At 75.7% G+C, this 19,866-nt stretch carries 20 protein-coding genes; 10 read left to right on the top strand and 10 right to left on the bottom strand.

Annotated elements, in window-relative coordinates:
- Window positions 1–7: 7 nt before the first annotated feature.
- Window positions 8–595, top strand: a complete 588-nt coding sequence (locus ACF08D_RS29495; RefSeq protein WP_392226951.1) for a fasciclin domain-containing protein — start codon at window positions 8–10, stop codon at window positions 593–595.
- Between the two features lie 55 nt (window positions 596–650).
- Here ACF08D_RS29495 and ACF08D_RS29490 read toward each other — a convergent pair whose 3' ends face one another.
- The gene (locus ACF08D_RS29490) at window positions 651–1,523 is read right to left on the bottom strand and encodes an anti-sigma factor domain-containing protein (protein ID WP_392226949.1); all 873 of its coding nucleotides are present in this window, start codon (window positions 1,521–1,523) and stop codon (window positions 651–653) included.
- Complete coding sequence (gene sigK, locus ACF08D_RS29485) at window positions 1,520–2,107, bottom strand: ECF RNA polymerase sigma factor SigK (RefSeq protein ID WP_392226947.1); 588 nt, start codon at window positions 2,105–2,107, stop codon at window positions 1,520–1,522. Before sigK ends, ACF08D_RS29490 begins: the two co-directional genes overlap by 4 nt.
- Before the next feature lie 113 nt (window positions 2,108–2,220).
- Between sigK and ACF08D_RS29480 the strand changes: the two genes are divergently transcribed.
- From ACF08D_RS29480 to ACF08D_RS29465, 4 genes are all read left to right on the top strand, one after another.
- Window positions 2,221–3,903 carry an MFS transporter gene (locus ACF08D_RS29480; RefSeq protein WP_392226945.1) on the top strand — a complete coding sequence of 561 codons (1,683 nt, stop codon included), beginning with the start codon at window positions 2,221–2,223 and terminating at the stop codon, window positions 3,901–3,903.
- Window positions 3,904–4,035: 132 nt separating this feature from the next.
- Window positions 4,036–4,461 (top strand): sortase-dependent protein, encoded by a 426-nt coding sequence (locus tag ACF08D_RS29475; RefSeq protein ID WP_392226943.1) that lies wholly within the window; start codon window positions 4,036–4,038, stop codon window positions 4,459–4,461.
- A gap of 22 nt (window positions 4,462–4,483) precedes the next feature.
- The gene (locus ACF08D_RS29470; RefSeq protein WP_392226941.1) at window positions 4,484–5,152 is read left to right on the top strand and encodes an RNA polymerase sigma factor; all 669 of its coding nucleotides are present in this window, start codon (window positions 4,484–4,486) and stop codon (window positions 5,150–5,152) included.
- Complete coding sequence (locus ACF08D_RS29465; protein WP_392226939.1) at window positions 5,149–5,655, top strand: hypothetical protein; 507 nt, start codon at window positions 5,149–5,151, stop codon at window positions 5,653–5,655. Before ACF08D_RS29470 ends, ACF08D_RS29465 begins: the two co-directional genes overlap by 4 nt.
- A gap of 7 nt (window positions 5,656–5,662) precedes the next feature.
- On the opposite strand, the gene ACF08D_RS29460 is transcribed toward ACF08D_RS29465, so the two are convergent.
- The gene (locus tag ACF08D_RS29460; protein WP_392226938.1) at window positions 5,663–6,334 is read right to left on the bottom strand and encodes a lysophospholipid acyltransferase family protein; all 672 of its coding nucleotides are present in this window, start codon (window positions 6,332–6,334) and stop codon (window positions 5,663–5,665) included.
- Window positions 6,335–6,634: 300 nt separating this feature from the next.
- Here ACF08D_RS29460 and ACF08D_RS29455 point away from each other — a divergent pair, with 300 nt between their 5' ends.
- Window positions 6,635–6,961, top strand: coding sequence for a plasmid stabilization protein (locus ACF08D_RS29455; RefSeq protein WP_392226936.1), 327 nt, complete (start codon window positions 6,635–6,637; stop codon window positions 6,959–6,961).
- A 103-nt stretch (window positions 6,962–7,064) separates the two neighbouring features.
- On the opposite strand, the gene ACF08D_RS29450 is transcribed toward ACF08D_RS29455, so the two are convergent.
- The 7 genes from ACF08D_RS29450 to ACF08D_RS29420 form a co-directional block, all read right to left on the bottom strand.
- On the bottom strand, window positions 7,065–8,465 hold the full coding sequence (locus ACF08D_RS29450) for an aldehyde dehydrogenase family protein (RefSeq protein WP_392226934.1): 1,401 nt from the start codon (window positions 8,463–8,465) through the stop codon (window positions 7,065–7,067).
- On the bottom strand, window positions 8,458–9,774 hold the full coding sequence (locus ACF08D_RS29445) for a flavin monoamine oxidase family protein (protein ID WP_392226932.1): 1,317 nt from the start codon (window positions 9,772–9,774) through the stop codon (window positions 8,458–8,460). The genes ACF08D_RS29450 and ACF08D_RS29445 overlap by 8 nt, the downstream gene beginning before the upstream one ends.
- Window positions 9,775–9,938: 164 nt before the next feature.
- The gene (locus ACF08D_RS29440) at window positions 9,939–11,030 is read right to left on the bottom strand and encodes an ABC transporter ATP-binding protein (protein ID WP_392226930.1); all 1,092 of its coding nucleotides are present in this window, start codon (window positions 11,028–11,030) and stop codon (window positions 9,939–9,941) included.
- 5 nt (window positions 11,031–11,035) lie between these two features.
- A complete protein-coding gene (locus tag ACF08D_RS29435; RefSeq protein WP_392226928.1) occupies window positions 11,036–11,926 on the bottom strand; it encodes an ABC transporter permease in 891 nt (296 codons plus the stop codon).
- Complete coding sequence (locus ACF08D_RS29430; RefSeq protein WP_392226927.1) at window positions 11,923–12,816, bottom strand: ABC transporter permease; 894 nt, start codon at window positions 12,814–12,816, stop codon at window positions 11,923–11,925. Before ACF08D_RS29430 ends, ACF08D_RS29435 begins: the two co-directional genes overlap by 4 nt.
- 1 nt (window position 12,817) lies before the next feature.
- A complete protein-coding gene (locus ACF08D_RS29425; RefSeq protein ID WP_392226925.1) occupies window positions 12,818–13,948 on the bottom strand; it encodes a spermidine/putrescine ABC transporter substrate-binding protein in 1,131 nt (376 codons plus the stop codon).
- A 123-nt stretch (window positions 13,949–14,071) separates the two neighbouring features.
- Complete coding sequence (locus ACF08D_RS29420) at window positions 14,072–15,223, bottom strand: aromatic ring-hydroxylating dioxygenase subunit alpha (RefSeq protein ID WP_392226922.1); 1,152 nt, start codon at window positions 15,221–15,223, stop codon at window positions 14,072–14,074.
- Between the two features lie 394 nt (window positions 15,224–15,617).
- Between ACF08D_RS29420 and ACF08D_RS29415 the strand changes: the two genes are divergently transcribed.
- The 4 genes from ACF08D_RS29415 (at window position 15,618) to ACF08D_RS29400 (ending at window position 19,863) form a co-directional block, all read left to right on the top strand.
- On the top strand, window positions 15,618–16,028 hold the full coding sequence (locus ACF08D_RS29415; RefSeq protein ID WP_392226920.1) for a hypothetical protein: 411 nt from the start codon (window positions 15,618–15,620) through the stop codon (window positions 16,026–16,028).
- 113 nt (window positions 16,029–16,141) lie between these two features.
- Entirely contained in the window at window positions 16,142–17,584 is a 1,443-nt protein-coding gene (locus tag ACF08D_RS29410; RefSeq protein ID WP_392226918.1) for an NADH-ubiquinone oxidoreductase-F iron-sulfur binding region domain-containing protein, read from the top strand.
- Between the two features lie 10 nt (window positions 17,585–17,594).
- Entirely contained in the window at window positions 17,595–17,786 is a 192-nt protein-coding gene (locus ACF08D_RS29405; protein WP_392226916.1) for a ferredoxin, read from the top strand.
- 1 nt (window position 17,787) lies between these two features.
- Window positions 17,788–19,863, top strand: coding sequence for an acetate--CoA ligase family protein (locus ACF08D_RS29400; RefSeq protein ID WP_392226914.1), 2,076 nt, complete (start codon window positions 17,788–17,790; stop codon window positions 19,861–19,863).
- Window positions 19,864–19,866: the final 3 nt, after the last annotated feature.

The raw sequence follows: 19,866 nt of genomic DNA, 5'->3' as shown, positions 1-19,866 counted from the left end.
TGAACCGATGAACGCGATCCGAATCCGCCGTGCCGCCGGAGCCGTGGCCGTCGCCGCCGTCCTGCCGCTGGGACTGACCGCCTGGGCCGCCGGGCCCGCGTCCGCCGCCCCCGCCCCGGACCAGCCCTTCGGCCCCGCCTGCGCCTCGCTGCCCCAGGAGGGCGAGGGAAGCGCGGCGGGGATGGCGGACGACCCCGTGGCCACCGCCGCGTCCAACAACCCGGCCCTGTCCACGCTGGCATCGGCGGTACAGAAGGCCGGACTGGTCGACACGCTGAACAAGGCCGAGAACATCACGGTGTTCGCGCCCACCAACGAGGCGTTCGCCAAGATCCCCAAGGCCCAGCTCGACCAGGTCCTCAACGACAAGGCCGCCCTGACCAAGATCCTCATCTACCACGTGGTGGGCCAGAAGATCACCCCGCAGCAGATGCAGGACGGCTCCTTCGAGACCCTGGAGAAGGGCACCCTGACCACGTCCGGCTCGGGCGAGTCGTACAAGGTCAACAACACCGCCAACGTGGTGTGCGGCAATGTGCAGACCGCCAACGCCACCGTCTACGTCATCGACAGCGTCCTGATGCCGAAGATGTGACACCCGCGGCGCCCCGCCCCCACCGCCCCTGGGCCGTGGGGGCGCTCCGCGGCCCTCAGACCGGCAGCGTCATCCGCATCACCGGGTCCGTCGTCGGCTGCCGCGAACCACCCGCAGGCTCGACCGTCACACCGATCCCGGTGGCCCCGTCCACATCCCCCTCCATCAGCGACGCGCCGTCCCGCCCCACCAGCCCGGCGGCCCGCATCGCGCCGTCCTCGTCGAACCACAGCTGATAGGTCCGGTCACCCGGCAGCCGCGGCAGACCCGACGCCAGGAACACCGCGCTGTTCTCCGCGCGCGACACCACGACCGTCGCCCGGGTCCCGCCGCCCACCGTCGTCGTGGTGCTCCGCGCGTCCGGGGCGGCGAGGACCGCGAGCAGCCGGTCCGTCTCCTGCCGGGCCTCCCGCACCCGCTCGTCGGCGTCCCGCGCCTCCTGCCACTGCCAGACGGCCACCCCGCCGAGCCCGGCCGCCACCGCCAGGCACGCGGCCAGCACCAGCTTCCCGGCCCGCCCGCCGAAGGCCCGCCCGCCGAAGGCCCGCCCACCGCGAGGCCCGGTTCGCACCCCGGGGCCCGGGGCAGCGGCGCCCTCCGGCACCTCCCGCGCCCCACCGGCCGCCGGCTCCTGCGGCTCATCGGCGCGCACCTCCCGCGCCCTACCGGCCGCCGGCTCCTGCCATACGCCGTCGATGCGGGCGAACACCGCGTCCCGCAGCCCGGCCGGCGGCGGCGCCGCCACCGCCGCCCCCAGCAGCGCCGCCGTCGCGGTCAGCTCCCGCACCTCCCGGGCGCACGCGGCGCAGCCCTCCAGATGGCGGACGAACGCCTCGCGCTCCTCGCCGTCCAGCGCGTCCAGGACGTACGCACCCGCCGCCGCGTGCGGGTCCGGCTCCTCGGCCACGCCGTTCACCCCACCGCTCACACCGTCACCCCCATGCAGTCCCGCAGCCGGATCAGACCGTCCCGCAGCCGGGTCTTCACTGTCCCGACCGGCGCCGACAGCGACGCGGCGACCTCCCGGCACGTGTAGCCCCGGTAGTAGGCCAGGGTCAGGGCCTGGCGCTGCACCTCCGTCAGCGACCGCAGGCACCGGCGCACCTGCTCGCTCTCCAGCCGCGCCGTGACCGCCTCGCTCACCTCGTCGTACGCGGGCATCCGCTCCCGCCGCGCGCTGCGCCGCTCCCGCTCCGACGCCGCCTGCTCCGCACGGACCCGGTCCACCGCACGGCGGTGGGCCATCGTCATCACCCACGCCATCACACTGCCCCGGTCGGGCGAGAACCGGGCGGCGGTGCGCCACACCTCGACCATCACGTCCTGCGCGACCTCCTCGGACTGCGCCGGGTCCCGGACCACGCTGCGCACCAGCCCGAGGACCGGCGCGGCGACCGCCTCGTACAGCGTGCCGAAGGCGTCCTTGTCGCCCGACGCCACCCGGGCGACGACCTGCGACAGGCCGGGGTCCCGCAGCCGCGGGGAACCCACGGTCACCTCGTGGTCGCCCATGCGCTGCACCCCATCGGTTCGGCTGTCCGGCCGGCCCGCGGCCCTCACCCCTCGATGCTGACACGAGTGGACCCGGCGTGCGGGCCGGGAGGAGCGGGGCGACCATGTTGACCATGAGCGCTCACAGGGGTTCCCCCGGGCCCGGGACGGCGGCACCCGCCACCGGCGCCAAGCAGCCCAGCCAGTCCCTCGCCCTGGCCGCGACGCTGTTCGCCGTGTCGATGACGTTCATCGACCAGACCATCGTCAGCATCGCCGCGCCGAGCATCATCGACGAGCTCGACCTGTCGTCGTCGGGCATGCAGTGGGTCGTCAACGCCTATCTGCTGGCCCTCGCCGCCTTCTTCGCCCTCGGCGGCAGGCTCGCGGACCTCTTCGGGCACCGGCTGGTCCTGCTGGCCGGCACGCTCGTCTTCGTCCTCTCGTCGGTGCTCTGCGGCTGCGTCCCCACCGGCGGCTTCGCCCAGGGCTGGCTGATCATCTTCCGGGCCACCCAGGGCTTCGGCGCCGCGCTGATGTTCCCCGCGGCGCTCGCCGTGGTCATCACGGTGTTCCCGGTCGAGAAACGCGGCCGGGCGCTGGCGCTGTTCTTCGGCCTGTCCGGCGCCCTGACCGCCCTGGGCCCGCTGCTCGGCGGCTGGCTGACCGACTGGACCTGGCGGGCCGTCTTCTGGGTCAACGTCCCCGTCGCCGTGGTGGCGCTCGTCCTCGCCGCGATGGCGCACATCCCCAACACCCGGCGGCCCGAGCGGCTCGACGTGGTGGGCGCCGCCCTGGTGTGCGCGGGCATGGGGCTGAGCGTGCTCGGCCTGATGCAGGCGTCCGCCTGGGGCTGGGGCAGCGTCGCCACCTGGGCGTGCATCGCCGGCGGACTGGTCGTCCTCGTGCTGTTCTGCCGGTACGAGCTGACGCGGGAGCACCCGCTGGTCCGGCTGGAGGTGTTCCGCGACCGGGCCTTCACCGTCGACATCCTGGTGCTGTTCTTCGCGATGCTCGCCTTCGTCCCGGTGTTCTTCTTCGCCTCGGTGTACGCGCAGGTCTCGCTCAGCTCCTCGCCCAACCAGGCCGCCCTGTACCTGCTGTACTTCTTCATCGGCTTCGGCATCGCCTCCCAGTGGGGCGGCCGGATCCTCGACAAGCGCGGGGCGCGGCCGGCGATGAAGCTCGGCTGCGCGCTCGGCGCGGCCGGCTTCGCCCTGTGGGCGAGCAAGCTCACCGACCTCTCCACGCACGACCAGTGGCCGTACGCCGCCCTCGCCGGCGCCGGTATCGGCTTCCTCCTCGCCCCGGCGTCCACCGACGCGGTCAACCGGGCGATCGGCGCCTCCTACGGCGAGGTCACCGGCATCACCCAGACCGTCCGCAACTACGCGGCCAGCGTCGGCCTGGCCATCTTCGGCACGATCCTCACCCACGTCACCACCAGCCGGATCACCGACACCCTCACCTCCCGGGGCCTGCCCGAGGACCGGGCCGAGGACACCGCCCGCCACATCGCGGAGTCGGTGACCGGGCACCCCGACGGACAGCAGCCCACCGGGGACGGCCCGGCCGCGTCCGCCATGCGGGACGTCATGGACGCCGTCCGCCTGGACTTCGCCGAGGCCAACCAGTACGTCTTCTACGGCATGGCCATCGCGCTCGGCGTCGCGTTCCTCTGCGCCCTGCGCCACCCGGGGACCCGGGTCACCTCCGCCTCGGGCACCGGGCCGGACGGCTCCGCGGGGACGCCCGCCACCGAACCCCCGGCAGGCGCCCCGCGCACCCCGCCGGGACCCGGCGCCGGCCCGCGCTGACGCCACCGCGCCGCGACCCTCCCGAAAACTTCTCCGGAAACTTTCCCCCGACCGGCAACCTCCCGGCCCCCCGCGCGTCGTGCGGGGGTGAAAGGGCGTGAACCCGCGCCCCTGCCGACCCGGGAGAACCACGTGAACCACCTGAAGCGCGCGGTCGTCACGACCGCCGTCGCCGGCGCGGCGCTGAGCGCCCTCGCCGCCCCGGCCCTCGCCACCGGCGGCCACGCCGCCATACCCTCCGCGACCCCCTCCCCGGCGCCCAGCGCCAGCCCCTCCACGCCCCCGGCCACCCCCGCCCCGGTGCCGTCCGCCCCGCCCTCCGCGCAGCCGTCCACGGCCCCGTCCGCCGAGCCCTCCGCCGCGCCGTCCGCGCGGCCCTCCCCGTCGGTCAGCGTCCCGCCGGGCACCACCCCCACCCCGGCCCCCAGCACGGACCCCGAACTCGCCCATACTGGTGGCTCCACCGCCACCAACACCGCCCTGGGCGCGGGCGCCGCCGGACTCGTCGGCATCGGCGCCGCCACCCTGTACGTCGTCCGGCGGCGCGCGCTCCGCTGACGTGTTCGACCCGAGGAACCCCGTGCCGCACCACGCCCTGCCGCTCCGCCCCGTCCTGCCCGTCCCGTTCCGGGCACCGCGCGGCGGGCGGGGCGTGCGTGCGGCCCTGCGCGCCCTGCTGCTCCGCCACGACCGGCCCGCCCCGCCCGCGCCACCGCACCACGCGCGGGCCCACGCCCCGGCCCCGTACGCCGCCGGCGACCCGCCGCCGACCGTCACCGACCTCTACCACGCGCACCGGCTGCGCATGGTCCGCCTCGCGGTCCTGCTCGTCGACGACCTCGCCACCGCCGAGGACGTCGTCCAGGACGCCTTCACCGCCCTCTACCGCCGCCACGGGGAGCACATCGCCGAGGTCGACAACGCGCTGGGCTATCTGCGCACGGCCGTCGTCAACACCTCGCGCTCGGTACTGCGCCGCCGCCGCACCGCCCGGGCCTGGACACCGCCCGCGCTCTCCGACGTCCCCTCGGCCGAGGAGCACGTCGTGCTCGACGAGGCGCACCGCGAGGTCCTGGCCGCCCTGGCCCGGCTCACCCCCCGCCGCCGGCAGGTCCTGGTCCTGCGCTACTGGGCCGACCTCAGCGAGGCCGAGATCGCCGAGACCCTGGGCATCAGCCGGGGAGCGGTCAAGTCCAACGCCAGCCGCGCCCTGGACGCGCTGGAACGCATCCTGGAGGGACGGATATGACGACCGGCGCGCCACGCGAACGCCCCGTGGAGGGCCGCCTCCGGCAGGCGCTGCACGCCCGGGCGGACGCGGTCACCGTACGGGACCTGCGTCCCGCCGCACCGCCCCGCCCGGCGGGCCGGGTGCGGCGGCGACTGCCGCGGCCGGTGTTCCGCGCCGGGCTGGCCGGGCTCGCCGCCGCCGCGGTGGCGGGTGCCGCCTGGCTCGCCCTGGGCCCCGACCCGGCCGGCCCGCGCCCCGCCCCGCCGGCCGTGCCGCCCCGTACCGTCTCCCCGACCCCCGCGCCCTCCGCCCCCGAGTCCACCCCGAGTCCGGTCCCCACCCCCAGCCCGAGCGCCACCCCGGGCGCCACCCCCGGCGGGGCGACCCCCAGCCGGCCCCCGGGCGGCCCGGGCACCGCTCCGGCCGCCACGGCGAGCGTCAGCCCGCCACCGTCGGCCGCGCCTCCGTCCTCGACCACCGGGCCCGAACCGGGACCCGGGGCCGGGTCACCGACCGGCTGACGAACCGTCAGGCTCCGGCAGCGGTCGCCCGGCCCGGCTCGCCGAGCCGGGCCGCCGCCGTCCGCCACGCCTCGCTCACCGCCCGGTGCACCTGGGCCGTACGGGCGGCGACATCGCCCGACGGCGTCAGCGGCGCCCCGACGTGGACGTGCAGGTCCGGGCGGCGCAGCGGGGCGGTGACCAGCCCCGCCACCTGCTTGGCCACGCCGCCCGAGGTGATCCGGCGGGCCCCCGCCTGGCCGACCGGCACCACGGGCGCGCCGGTGCGCCCGGCGAGCCGGGCCAGACCGGTGCGGAACGCCAGCGGCGGCGCCTCGGCGGCGTCCCGGCGGGCCGGCAGACCCCCCTCGGCGTACAGCAGCACCAGCCGGCCCGCCTCCAGGGCCGCCGCGGCGAGGTCCAGCGCGTGCGCGGCGCGCCGGTCGCCGCGGTGCACGGGGATGTGGCCCTCGCGGGCGAGCAACCGGCCGAGGAACGGCACCCGCCACAGCCCCGCGGCGGCCATCACCACCGGCCGGACGCCCAGCCGCCCCAGCGCGGCGAACAGCACCGCCGGGTCCGCGAGGGAGGTGTGGTTCGCGGTGACGATGCTGCCCGGAGCGAACCCCGCCCCGGCGTCGGCGGTCACCGTGAGGCGCCCGACGGTGGGCACCAGACCTTGGGCGAGACGGCTGAGCATGCGCTTCTCCTGGCTCCGGGACGGACGGTGGGACGGCCGGCGCCCGGGCCGGTACGACGGCCCGGACGGGCGGCGGGACGTCATCGTCGCCCCGGCCCGGAGCCGTCGTCCTGAGTGCGCGTACTCAGGACGGTGCCGCCGGGACTCATGGCGCCGTCACCCGACTGGTGCGCCCGGCGGGGCCCGCCGGACGCACCTGACGTGAAATGGCAGAGGTCCGGGTAGGCGCGCTTCCGACGGGGCAGTCGGGAGAACGAGGCAGACATCGGACTGCGACGAACCACGACATCGGAGGCGACCATGCCGGCAGGATCCAGCCCCAAGCGGGAACGGCAGTACGAGCACATCAAGGACAGCGCCCAGAAGCGGGGCGCGCCGACCGGCCGGGCGAAGGAGATCGCCGCACGCACGGTCAACAAGGAGCGCGCGCGGTCCGGCGAGTCGAAGACCGCAAGCAAGACCTCCACCCAGGACCGGAAGTCCGCCTCGCAGCGCGGCGGCGAGCGTTCGCACAGCGGCGCCCAGGGCCCCACCCGCGACCAGCTGTACGCGGAGGCCAAGAAGAAGAACATCGAAGGCCGTTCCTCGATGAACAAGCAGGAGCTCAAGCAGGCCCTCGGCCGCTGAGCCCGCCGGCCGCGGCCGTGTCCCCCGGCCGGTGGCGCTCCCCGACGAGAGCGCCACCGGCCGGCCGCGCGCGCGTCCCGGGCACGGCCCATGGCGGCGCGCGCTACAACATCACGTGCTTGGCCTGGGTGTAGTCCAGCAGCCCGGACATCGACAGATCGCTGCCGTGGCCCGAGTTCTTGACCCCGCCGTGGGGCATCTCGGAGACCGTCGTGCCATGGGTGTTCACCCAGACGATGCCGGTGTGCAGCGCCCGGGTCGCCCTCATCGCCCGGTCGTGGCCGGCCGTCCACACGCTCGCCGCGAGGCCCAGCGGGACGCCGTTCGCCAGCCGCAGCGCCTCCGCCTCGCCGGCGAAGGGCTGGACGGTCACCACCGGTCCGAAGATCTCCTCCCGTACGATCTCGTCGCCCTGGCGCACCCCGGTCACCACGGTCGGCTCGTGGAAGAAGCCCGGGGACTCCACGCGCCGGCCCCCCGTGACGATCTCCGCCCGGCCCGGCAGCCGCTCCAGCAGCCCCCGCACCGACGCCAGCTGGGCGGCGCTGTTGAGCGGACCCACCCCGGTCCGGACGCACAGTTCGCGCGCCGAGGCGGCGAAGGCGGCGACGAAGTCGTCGTACACCTCGCGCCGCACCAGCAGCCGCGCGGGCGCCGTGCAGTCCTGCCCGGCGTTGTCGTACGCGATGCCCGCCAGCTCCGCCGCCGTCGCGGCCACGTCCACGTCGTCGTGGACGATCACCGGCGCGTTGCCGCCCAGCTCCAGATGGACCCGCTTGAGTCCGGCCGCCGCCGCGGCCGCGACCTCCCGGCCCGCCCGGACGCTGCCGGTGAGCGCGACCAGGGCCACCTCGCGGTGCGCGGTCAGGGCCCGGCCGGTCTCCCGGTCGCCGCACACCACATTGAGCACGCCCGGCGGCAGATGGGCGGCGGCGAGCCGGGCCAGCAGCACCGACGACGACGGCGTGGTGTCGGCGGGCTTGAGCACCGTGGTGTTCCCGGCGGCGATCGCCGGCGCGATCTTCCACACCGCCATCATCAACGGGTAGTTCCACGGAGTGATCTGGGCGCACACCCCGACCGGCTCCCGGCGCAGCAGCGACGTACGGCCCTCCGTGTACTCGGCGGCGACCGCCCCCGGCAGGTTCCGCGCGGCACCGGCGAAATAGCGCAACGTGTCGGTGATGGCGGGCAGTTCACCCTCCCGGAACCGCTCCGGAGGCTTCCCGGTGTCCCGGCACTCGGCGGCCGTCAGCGCGTCCGCGTGCGCCTCGACCACATCGGCGATCCGCAGCAGGGCGCGCTGCCGCTCGGCCGGGGTCGTCACCGCCCACCGCTCGTACGCGCCGGAGGCGGCGGCACAGGCGGCGTCCGTGTCGGCCGGCCCGGACAGCGGGGCACGGCCGTGCACCCGCCCGGTCGCCGGGTCCACCAGGTCCATGACCGCCCCCGACGCGGCCGGCCGGTCCACCCCGCCGATGTGGTTGTGCAGCACCTCAGCCATGGCGCAGCACCTCCTCGGCGGCGGCGCGCCCGGTCCGTACCGCACCCTCCATGTAGCCGGCCACCCACTGGTCCGAACCGCAGACGTAGAACGGCGGGGCGTGCGTGCCGTGCGCCGGGCCGACGGCCATCACATCCCCGGGCGCCCACTGGGTGACGTACCCCAGCGTCCAGGGATCGGTGCCCCACAGCCGCAGATGGCAGGCGAGCGGGCGGAGCGCCTCGTCACCGTACAGCCGCGCGACCTCCGCCAGCAGTCCGGCGGTGCGCGACCCGGGCGGCGCGCCCAGCAGCACGCCGTACCGCTCGGGCGGGACGAGCGCGGAGAGGACGCCCTGGCTCTGCGGCCAGGTGCTGCCGAGGACGCCCTCGCTCTCCGAGAGGCCGCTGCGCCCCGCCGCGCGCCAGAAGGGCCGCTCGTACGCCGCCGTGAACTTGGCCGCGACGGCGTGGCGCTGGCGGTGCAGCGAGTCGAGCCGCTCCTCCGGCACCCCGCTCACCGCCACCGCGCGCAGCGGGCCGGCCGGCAGGGCGCTGACCACGGCCCCGGCGGTGAGCGTCTCACCGCCCGCGAGCCGTACGGAGCAGCCACCGTGCCGCCGCACGGCGACGGACACGACCGGGGAGCCCGTCCGGACCCGTCCGGCGAGACCGGCCGCCATCCGCAGCGCCACCGTCGCCGAGCCCTCGGCCACCCTCAGGCCCTCCCACGCCTCGTAGGCGTAGGGGGCGTCACCGGGGACGGCGGCGTGCTTGCGCACCGCGGCGAGCAGCGAGGTCCGTTCGCAGGAGCCGTCGGCGAGGGCCAGCTGGCCGATCTCCCAGAGGCGTACGACCGCGGGCCCCGCTCCCGTCGCGCGCAGCCAGTCGCCGACCGAGAGCCGGTCCAGGGCGGCGGCCTCGGGGTGGGACCACGGGTCGGCGGGGTCGACGGTCCGGGCCAGCGCGGCGAAGGCGGCGCACGCCTCCCGGTGCCGGGCGTCGTCCCCGGCCCCGAACCAGTGCGGAGGGTCCCCGGCGGACACCCCCTCGGGCGTGGCGCGCACGAGCGCGCCGGGCTCGGCGACGTAGCTGGGCACCAGGGTGAGGCCCAGTTCGGCGACGAGCGCGGTGTAGGCGGTGTGCGCGCGGCCCACCACCTCGCCGCCGAGCTGGACGAGCCGTCCGTCCGGCAGCGCGGTCTGCTCGACCCGGCCGCCGACCCGGTCGCGCGCCTCGACGACGAGGACGTCCGCGCCGCCGGCGGCGAGGTCGCGGGCGGCGGCGAGACCGGCCAGGCCCGCGCCGAGCACGATGACGTCGTGGTTCATGGGGGGAGCCACCTCCGGTGGCGCGGGACTTGGCCCGCGGTGCATCGGGCCCCGGGGGGCCGGGACGGGGGAGAGGGGAGCAGGGGGCGGGACGTCTCGGCCGAGGACGAGGCGCGGGGCCGCGGGACTCTCGTTCGAGGACGCGGCGCGGGGCGCGGGACGGCTCAGTCGAGGACGAGGCCGTGTTCGGGCCGCCAGCCCACCTCGACGCGCTCCCCGCCGCACCAGCGGTCCTCCATCCGGGAGCGGTCGGTGTTCTGCTCCAGCACCGACACCGTGACCCCGGGGGCGAGTTCGATCAGGTACGTGGTGGTGGGGCCGGAGTACACCGTCTCGCGGACCACCCCCTCCACCCGCGCCATCCCGGGCTCCAGGTCCGAGAGCCAGATCTTCTCGGGCCGGATCGACAGGCTCACCCTGCTGCCGTCGGCGAGCCCCGGCCGGGCGCACACCGGCAGCTCGGGGCCCGCGTCGAGGACGATCCGCCCCGGGCGGTAGGTGCCCGGCACCAGGTTGGAGGTGCCCAGGAAGGAGGCGGTGAAGCTGCTCGCGGGATGCTCGTAGACGTCCTCGGGCGTGCCGCACTGCTCGACACGGCCCTCGTTCATCACGGCGACCCGGTCCGACATGGTCAGCGCCTCGTCCTGGTCGTGGGTGACGAAGACGAAGGTGATGCCCACCTCTCGCTGGATCTGCTTGAGTTCGACCTGCATCCGGCGCCGGAGCTTGAGGTCCAGCGCGGCCAGCGGCTCGTCCAGCAGCAGCACCTGGGGGCGGTTGACCAGGGCGCGGGCGAGTGCGACCCGCTGCCGCTGACCGCCGGAGAGGGTGGCCGGCCGGCGGTCCGCGACCGCGCCGAGCTGGACGAGGTCGAGCATGTCGGCGACCCTGCGGCGGATCTCCGGGCGCGGCACCCGCTTGCGCCGCAGGCCGAAGGCCACGTTGTCGGCGAGGGACAGGTGGTCGAAGAGGGCGTAGCTCTGGAAGACGGTGTTGACGTCCCGCTTCTCCGGCGGCAGGCCCGTGACGTCCTCCCCGCCGAGCAGCACGCACCCCTCGGTGGGGTCGGTGAAGCCGCCGATCATCCGCAGCAGGGTCGTCTTGCCGCAGCCGGAGGGGCCGAGCAGGGAGAAGAACTCACCGGCGGCCACGTCGAGTTCCACTCCGCGTACGGCATAGGCGTCGGCGGAGGTGCCGGGGTACCGCTTGCCGACCCGGTCGAGCCGGACGGCGGGGTGGGGGAGGGAGGGCTGCATGGGGGTCACTTCCCGGAGAGCAGATCGAGGCCGCCGCGGCGGCCGAAGAGGCGCGGGATGGCGAGCGCCAGGACGATGAGCCCGATCGATCCGGCGAGCATCAGCGTGCCGGCGGCGTTGATGGTGGGCTGGACGCCGAACCGGATCGCCGAGTAGATGCGGACCGACAGGGGTTGCGGGTCGACGCCGGTGGTGAAGTAGGCGAGGACGAAGTCGTCGAAGACGAGGGCGAAGACGAGCACCGCGGACGCGAGGATGCTGGGCAGCAGCGCGGGCAGGGTCACCAGCCGCAGCGCCTGCCGGCGGGTCGCGCCCAGGTCGCGCGCCGCCTCCTCGATCTCCGGGTTGAGGGCGGCGACCCGGGAGCGCAGGATCACCGTCACGTACGAGACGGAGAAGGTGATCTCGGCCAGGATCACCGTGGTGGTGGACAGCGGGACGCCCACGCCCTTGAACAGCAGCATCGCCGCCACCCCGGTGACGATCTCGGGGGTGATCAGGGGGACGAGCATCACCAGGCCGGCGAACGACCCGAGCCGTCCCCGGCCGCGCACCAGCCCCAGGGCCAGCGCCACGCCCAGGACGACCGAGCCCGCCATGGCGACCAGAGAGATCTCCAGGCTGGTGCCGAGTGAGCCGAGCAGCACCTCGTCGCGGGCGAACGCCCGGTACCAGCGCAGGCTCAGCCCGTCGAGGACGGTCAGGGACTTCTGCGCGTTGAACGAGAAGAGCACGACCACGCCGACCGGGAGGTACAGGAAGGCGAAGAAGGCCACCGTGACGGCGAGGGCGAAGCGCGGCCGGCGCTCGGCCCCGCGGCGTCGGCGACGGGGCGGCCGGGGCCGGGGCTCGGGACGGGTGGGACCGGTGGTGGGGGAGGTGTCCGTGGCGGTCATCGGGCCGCCTCCGCCTCGTCCTTGCGGGTACGGCGCAGATAGCCCAGCATCCCGAGGAACAGCACCGCCATGAGCAGCATGGTGAGCGCGGAACCGAGCGGCCAGTTCTGGCCCTGGAAGAACTTGTCCTGGATCAGGTTGCCGATCATGATCTGGTCGGGTCCTCCCATGAGCTGGGCGCTGACGAAGTCCCCCATCGCGGGGAGGAGGACCAGGACGCAGCCCGCGGCGGCGCCCTGCCGGGTGGCGGGCACGGTGACCAGCAGGAAGGTCCGCAGCGGGCCTCCGTACAGGTCGCGCCCGGCCTCGATGAGCGAGGTGTCCATGCGCTCCATCGCCGCGTACAGCGGGATGATCATGAAGACGACGAAGCCGTAGACGAGACCGGCGACCACGCCCGCGCCGGTCTGGAGGATCGTGGTGCCCTCGCCGGCGAGGCCCGCCGCCCGCAGGAGCCGCAGCAGGGGCCCGTCGTCGGAGAGGACGACCGACCAGCCGTACATCCGCACCAGGTAGTTGGCGAAGAAGGGCACCACGATCGCGGCGATGAGCAGGTTCTTGTACCGCCCGCCGCGCAGGGCGACGGCGTACGCGACCGGATAGGCCACCAGCAGGCAGATGAGGCACGTCACCAGCGCGTACCCGAGCGAGCGCAGGAGCACGGTCCGGTACGCGGGGGCGGTCAGGGCGGCGAAGTTGTCGGGGTTGAGACCGAACCGCGGGTTTCCCAGGGGGTCGGTGGTGCCGAACGCCAGGGTGGCGACCAGGAGGAGGGACGCGACCAGGAAGGTGGTCATCCACAGGGTGCCGGGGAGCATCAGCCAGGTCCAGAGCCGGGTCCCCCGCCTGCCGCCCCGGGAGGCGGTCTTGGCTTTCCTGTCGGTTCCCATGTCAGCCGGCCTTCACTTCGGTCCAGGCGGCGTCACGGGCCCGTTCGGCCTCCGGTGTGCCGTTGCGGAAGAACAGGCCGGCCTTCAGGTCGTCCTGGGTCACCAGGCATTCGGGGAAGGGCTCCACCAGTGCGCGGTAGGTGTCCTCGCTGCCCGCCACCGGCATGGGGTAGCCGATGTACTCGATGTTCCGCCGTACGTTGTCGGGGCGCAGCATGTAGTCGATGAACAGCATCGCGGTGCCGGGGTGTTCGGCGTCGGCCGGGATGGCGTAGCAGTCGGAGTTGACCGGCGTCCCCTCCCGCGGGGCCTGGAAACCCAGCACCGACGGGTCCTTGGCCTGGGCGAGCATGGCGGCCATGTCCCCGCTCCACGCCTGGGTCATGTCGGCGTTGCCGTTGAGCAGGTTGTTGTAGCTGTCGCTGGAGAAGCCCCGCAGATGGGGGCGGAGCGAGCGCAGCTTGCCGGTGACGCGGCCGATCTCCCCGGAGCCGGACGCGTTGAGGTCCGCGCCGACGGTGAGCGCGCCGACGCCCAGCACCTCGTCGCGGTCGTCCAGGACGAAGACCCTGCCCTTCGCGCGGGGGTTCCACAGGTCGTCCCAGGAGCCCTCCAGGTCGCCCAGCCGGTCGCGCCGCCAGCCGATGCCGGTCTTGTACATGATGAAGGGCACGGTGTGGGCGGAGCCGGGGTCGTACCAGGGGTCGGCGAAGTAGTCGTACCCGCCGAAGACCGCCTCGGCGTTCCTCAGCCGGGTGTGGTCGATCCGGCGGAGCCTGCCGCCGTCGGCGAGGCGCTGGGCCCACTTGGCGGTGGGGAAGATGATGTCGTAGCGGTTGCCGGCGTTGAGTTTGGCCGCCATGCCCTCCATGGAGTCGAAGTTGGACTGCACGACCTTGACGCCGTACTCCCGCTGGAAGCCCTCGAAGACGGCCGGGGCCACGAAGTCGGCCCAGTTGAAGTACACGAGGTCGCCGTCGACCCGGACGTCGATGGGTTCGTTCGCGGCGGCCTCGGCGGCCGGGTCGGCTCCGGCGACGAAGCCGCAGCCCGCCGCGGAGAGCCCGACGGCGGCGGCGGTGCAGGCGCGCAGGAAGGCGCGGCGGGACGGGGTGGGTTCCTCGGGGGACATCGGTGTCCTCTCCGTAGGGCCGTACGGGACGGCGGGGCCGATCGGTGCGTCGGGGGAGGAGAGTCGGGGGCTCGGGGCGGGGGCCGGCGCGACGGGCGGCCGGACGGGGGCCGCTGAGATCCGTCAGCGCGCCAGGTCGGCGCGGATCCGGTCGGCGAACCAGCCGACGGCGGACTCGCGGCGCGAGAGGGGGCCGGGTTCGAACCCGGGGGTGGTCAGCCCCTTCTGGACGCGGGCGACCAGCTCGGCGTCCTCGTCATTGGTGATCCAGCCGATGTGGATGTTCAGCCGCCGGGCGAGCCGGGTGCGCGCGCCGCTGCCGGGGCGGGTGTAGAAGGCGCCGGGGACGGCGACCCGGTCCACGGCGGTCGGGATCGCGGTCCAGGCCAGTACGTGGTCGGGGTAGAAGTCGATGAGGGTGTTGGGGTAGATCACCGCGTACCGCCACACCCGGCGGTCGGCCTCGGTCAGACCGGGCATGGGCGCGGCGACGCGCTGGTAGAGGCGCTCGGCCCAGTTCGAGGACGGCTTGTCGCGCAGGGGCGAGGTGAACAGGGCGTACGCGTCCTCGATCGTGCAGGTGTAGCCCTGGTAGTCGAGCAGCCGCATCAGCCCCGGGTGGGCCACCGGGACGTGGTAGCCCTCCAGGTAGTTGTCGACGGCGACCTTCCAGTTGGCCTGCTGCACCTCGGCGCGGGTGAGGTCGTGGATCCGGTCGCGGCCGACCGGCACCAGGTCGGCGCCGGCGTAGTGGCCGACCGCGTCGGCGAGCCCGGCGCAACTCTCCGCCAGCGGTACGGCGTCCAGGTCCAGATTCACGAACACAAAGCCCAGGAAGGACTCGGCGCGGGCCGGGAAGAGGCCGAGGGCGGGCTTGTCCAGGCAGGGGATCTGCCGGGCCTCCGGCGCGCCGACCAGGGTGCCGTCGAGGCGGTAGGTCCAGCCGTGGTACGGGCAGCGGATCGCCTTTCCGGCCGGTTCCGGACCGGTGACCAGGCGGGTGCCGCGGTGGCGGCACACATTGAGGTGGGCCGCCAGGCCGCCGTCCTCGGTGCGGACCACCAGGACCTCGCGGTCCGCGACGGTGGCGGCGATCCGGGCGCCCGGCCGGGGCAGGTCGGACTCGTGGCAGACGACCTGCCAGGACGTGGCGAAGACCTGCCGCATCTCCGCCGCGAGCATGTCGGGGTCGGTGTAGTGGCGGGCCGGGAGCGCGGAGCCGGGGGTGTCCCGGCCGGGCGTGGCGGGTGCGGTGGTGGGGGCTTCGGACTGCATCGGGTGACTCCTCCGTGCCGGCGGTGCGGCGGTTCGGTGTCGGGCGGTCCAGCGGGGCGGGCAGGGCGGCCGGGACGGACGCCCACGACCACGCTGACCGATTGGACAGTAAGACTGGTGGCTGAATTCCGTGGGGTCAAGACTTGTACGCTGACCGATCGGTCAGCTAGCGTAGTGCATGGCTGACCGATCGGTCAGCTTCTGTGGACCGGTGCCGGTCCGGCCGTGACGGGCCTGTGCAGGCCCCTTGGAGCGGCCGGCCCCGATTCCCGTACGCGAACGGTGTGGGGCGTCCCGCCCCCCGCCTACGCCCCCTTCTTCCCCCCCCACTCCCACCCCACGGCGTACGGCGGCCCGGGCCGCCCCCGCCCCCCACCTCCCGGAGGAGGCACGCATGAGCGGTCACCGGCGTCTGGCCTGGCTCGGGCTCACCCCCGAACCGGAGCGGGAACTGCCCGCGGCGGTCGCCGCGCTCCGTGCCCCCGCGCCCCACCAGGACGGCGCGATCGGGCAGCGGACCGCCGCCGAACGGCGCCGCGTGGAGCGCCTGATCCTGCGCGGCGGCCGGCACGACTGGCTCCGCTACCTCGCCGAGGTCACCGCCCTGGTGATCGCCGTCGCCGACGGCACCCGGCAGGGCGACCGCGCCGCCGCCCTGCTCGCCGGCGAGGTGGTCCTGGACCACCACCGCATGCTGATCGGCCTGCCCGGCCCCGGGTACGGCCGCACCGCCGCCGACCGCGCCGCCCTGGAGACCGCGCTGCGGACGCTGCGGACCGACACCCCGGCGGGCGCGGCCCGGTGACGCCCCGGCCCGCACCCGGCGCCCCGCCCCCCACCCTCGACCGACACACCACCCTCGACCGACACACCGCCCCCGACCGACACACCGCCCCCGACCCCGACAGGAGCCGGACGATGACCACCATCCGCCACCCGGCGACGCGGCCGCCGGGCCCCGTGCTCGGCACCGCACCGGAGCTGACCGAGAGCGCCGGGGCGTACCGCGCCACCGGCGGCTACACCTCCACCACCGGACCCGCCGCCCTGCTGGACCACCTCGCCGACGCGGACCTGCGCGGGCGCGGCGGGGCCGGCTTCCCGGCGGCCGTGAAGCTGCGCGCCGTCCGCGACCGGGGCGCGGCGCCCGTGGTGGTGGCGAACGGCGAGGAGGGGGAGCCGGGCTCGGCAAAGGACCGCTGGCTGCTCCGGGCCCGGCCGCACCTGGTCCTCGACGGCCTCGCCCACGCCGCCGCGATCACCGGGGCGGCCCGCGGCTACGTCTACCTGTCCGACCCCGCCGCCGCCTTCGCCGTACGCCGGGCGCTCGCGGAACACCCGCCGCCCCTGCCGGTGGAGGTGGTGGAGACCGGCCACACCTATGTCGCGGGCGAGGAGTCGGCCGTCGTACGCCGGATCGACGGCGGCCCCGCCCTGCCCGCCGCCAAACCGCCCCGCCCCTTCGAGCGGGGCGTGGGCGGAGCGCCCACCCTGGTGGCCAACGTCGAGACCCTCGCCCGGATCGCCCTGGTCGCCGCCCACCCCGCCGACCGGCACCGCATCGCCGGCACCACCCTGCTGACCCTGTCCGCCGGCAACGGCGGCAACGCCGGCAACGGCGGGCACGGCGGCAACGGCGGGCACGGCGGCAACGGCGGGCACAGCAGTCACCACGGCAACGGCGGTCACAACGGTCCCGGCGGTCACGGCGCCGACGAAGGCAACGACACCGGCGAAGGCCACGACGCCGGCCACCGCGCCACCCCCGTCCTCACCGAAGTCCCCTACGGCACCCCCCTGCGCACCCTGGCGGCCGAGGCGGGCGCACCCGGCGCGACCGGCGCGCTCATGGGCGGGCTGTTCGGCGGACTGGCCGGCCCGGACGTCCTGGACCTGCCGCTCGACCCCGGCGCGCTCACCGCCGCGGGCACCGCGCTGGGCTGCGGGGCCATCCGCTTCCTCGTCCCCGGCCACTGCCCGGTGACCGCCGCGGCCGACGCGGCGGCCCACCTCGCGGCCGGCAGCGCCCGCCAGTGCGGGGTGTGCCTGTCGGGCACCGGGGCGATCAGCGAGGCCCTGACCGGACTCGCCCTCGGGGCGGCCGGCCCCGACACGCTCGCCGCCCTCGGGCGCTGGGCCCGGGGGCTGCCCGGCCGCGGCGCGTGCGGGCTGCTCGACGCCGCCGCCCACACCGCCGGCAGCCTCCTGCGCCACTTCCCCCACGTCGTCCGCGCCCACCTCGACACCCGCTGCCCCTCCTGCGCGGCCGCCCCGCGCTCCGGCGGCGACGACCGCCTGACCGTCACCGTGCCCCGCGTCGCCCCCGCCCCCGGGGCGGCGCCCGAGCCCGCGCACCGCTGAAAGGAACGCCATGAAACTCCTGCTGGACGCCACCCGCTGCCAGGGCTACGGACTGTGCCAGGAACACGCCCCCGACCTCGTCGAGCTGGACGAATGGGGCTACGCGCGGATCGTCGCCGTCACCGTCCCGCCCGGCGAGGAGGAGACGGCCCGCGCCTGCGCCGCGAGCTGCCCCAACGACGCCCTGCGGACGGAGCGCTGACATGCCCCGCGACCTCGAGGCGCTCTTCGACCCCCGCTCCGTCGCCGTCGTCGGCGCCAGCGACGACCCGGCCAAGTACGGCCACGCGGTCGCCGCCCAGGCGCTCCGCGCCCCCGGCCGCAGGCCCGTCCACCTGGTCAACCGGCGCGGCGGCACCGTCCTCGGCCGGCCGGCGGCCCCCTCGCTCGCCGCGATCGGGGAACCGGTCGACCTGGTGGTGATCTCCGTGCCCGGCGCCGGGTTCGAGGCCGCCGTGGACGACGCCCTCGCCTGCGGGGCCCGGGCACTGGTCGGCATCACCGCCGGGTTCGCCGAGGCCGGCGCGGCGGGACTCGCCCGGCAACAGGCCGTCGCCGCACGGGTCCGGGAGGCGGGCGCCCTCCTCGTCGGCCCCAACTGCCTCGGCATCGCCGACAACACCACCGAGCTGTACCTCGCCTCCGACCGCTTCGCGCCCGGCACGGTGGCCCTCCTCAGCCAGAGCGGCAACCTCGCCCTCGAACTCCAGCTCCGCGCCGAGCCGCACGGCCTCGGGTACTCCCGGTTCGTCTCTCTCGGCAACCAGGCAGACGTCACCCTGGTCGACCTGGTCGAGGACTGCGCCCGCCACGAGGGCACCGAGGCGATCGCCATCTACGCCGAGGACTTCGGCGACGGCCGGGCCTTCGCCCGGGCCGCCGCCGGGGCGGGCAAACCGGTGGTGCTGCTCACCGCCGGCCGGGGCCGCGCGTCCGCCCGCAGCGCCGCGTCGCACACCGGGGCGCTCACCACCCCGGCCGGCGTCGTGGCCGCCGCCTGCCGTGACGCGGGCGTCGAACTCGTCCGTACCGCACGGGAGATGACCGTCGTGCTCGCCGCGCTCACCGGCGGGACACGCAGGGCGCGGGGGCGGCGGACCGCCATCCTCACCGACGGCGGCGGCCACGGAGCCGTCGCCGCCGACGCCGCCGAGGACGCCGGGCTCGACGTCCCCGAGCTGTCCGGACCCGCCCAGGACGCGCTGCGGGCCGTGCTGTGGGACCAGTCGGCCGTCGGCAACCCTGTCGACCTCGCCGGCATGGGCGAACAGCGCCCCCTGTCGTACGCCGACGCCGTCGGCCGGCTGCTCGCCGCCGACGACGTGGACGCCGTCCTGATGACCGGCTACTTCGGCGGGTACGCCGCCGCCGGGGGCGGACTGGGCGGCGGCCCGGCCGGCGGTGCCGTCCTCGCCGAGGGCGAGGAGCGGGCCGCCAAGGAGATAGCCGCGCATCTGTGGGCGGGCTCCAAGCCCCTGGTCGTCCAGTCGATGTACCCCGGCTCCCCGAGCTGCCGGGTCCTGCGCGGGGCCGGCGTCCCGGTGTACGCCGCCACCGAGGACGCCGCCCGCGCGCTGGCCGCCCTGACCGCCCCGGCCGGCGGGGCGCCCGGGGCCGGCGTGCCCCCGCTGCCGCCCGCCGCGCCGCCGCTCACGGACACCGGATACCACGGCGTACGGGCGCTGCTCGCGGCCGGCGGCGTCCCCTTCCCGCCCGCCCGGGAGGTCACCGACGAGGCCGGACTGCTCGCCGCCGCCGGGGAGTTCGACGGCCCGTACGTCCTCAAGGCCCTCCACCTGCTGCACAAGTCCGACGCGGGCGGGGTGGCCCTGCGCCTCCCCGACCGCGACGCACTGCTCGCCGCGTACCGGGAGATGCGCGCCCGGCTCGGCGCGCCCGCCCACTCGGTGGAGGCGATGGCCGACCTCACCGACGGGGTCGAGCTGATCGTCGGCGTGCGCCACGACCCCCGGTTCGGGCCCGTCGCCATGGTCGGGCTCGGCGGCGTCCTCGCCGAGACGCTGCGGGACGTCGCCCTGGCGCTGGCGCCCGTACCGGCCCGCCGCGCCGAGGCACTGCTGCGCGGACTGCGGAGCGCCGCTCTGCTGGACGGGGTGCGCGGCCGGCCCGCCGTCGACGTGGCGGCCGCGGCCGCCGTCGTCGAACGCGTCACCACCGTGGCCGCCGCGCACCCCGAGATCGCCGAACTGGAGGTCAACCCGCTGCTGGTGCGCCCGGACGGGGCCCTCGCCCTGGACGCGCGCGCCGTCCCCCACTGACGC

Origin of the sequence: Streptomyces sp. NPDC015131 (assembly GCF_043079975.1) — a bacterium.
Lineage (GTDB): Bacteria > Actinomycetota > Actinomycetes > Streptomycetales > Streptomycetaceae > Streptomyces.
The sequence above is the reverse complement of the archived record's forward strand: the minus strand, read 5'-3'. Positions and strand labels throughout refer to the sequence as shown.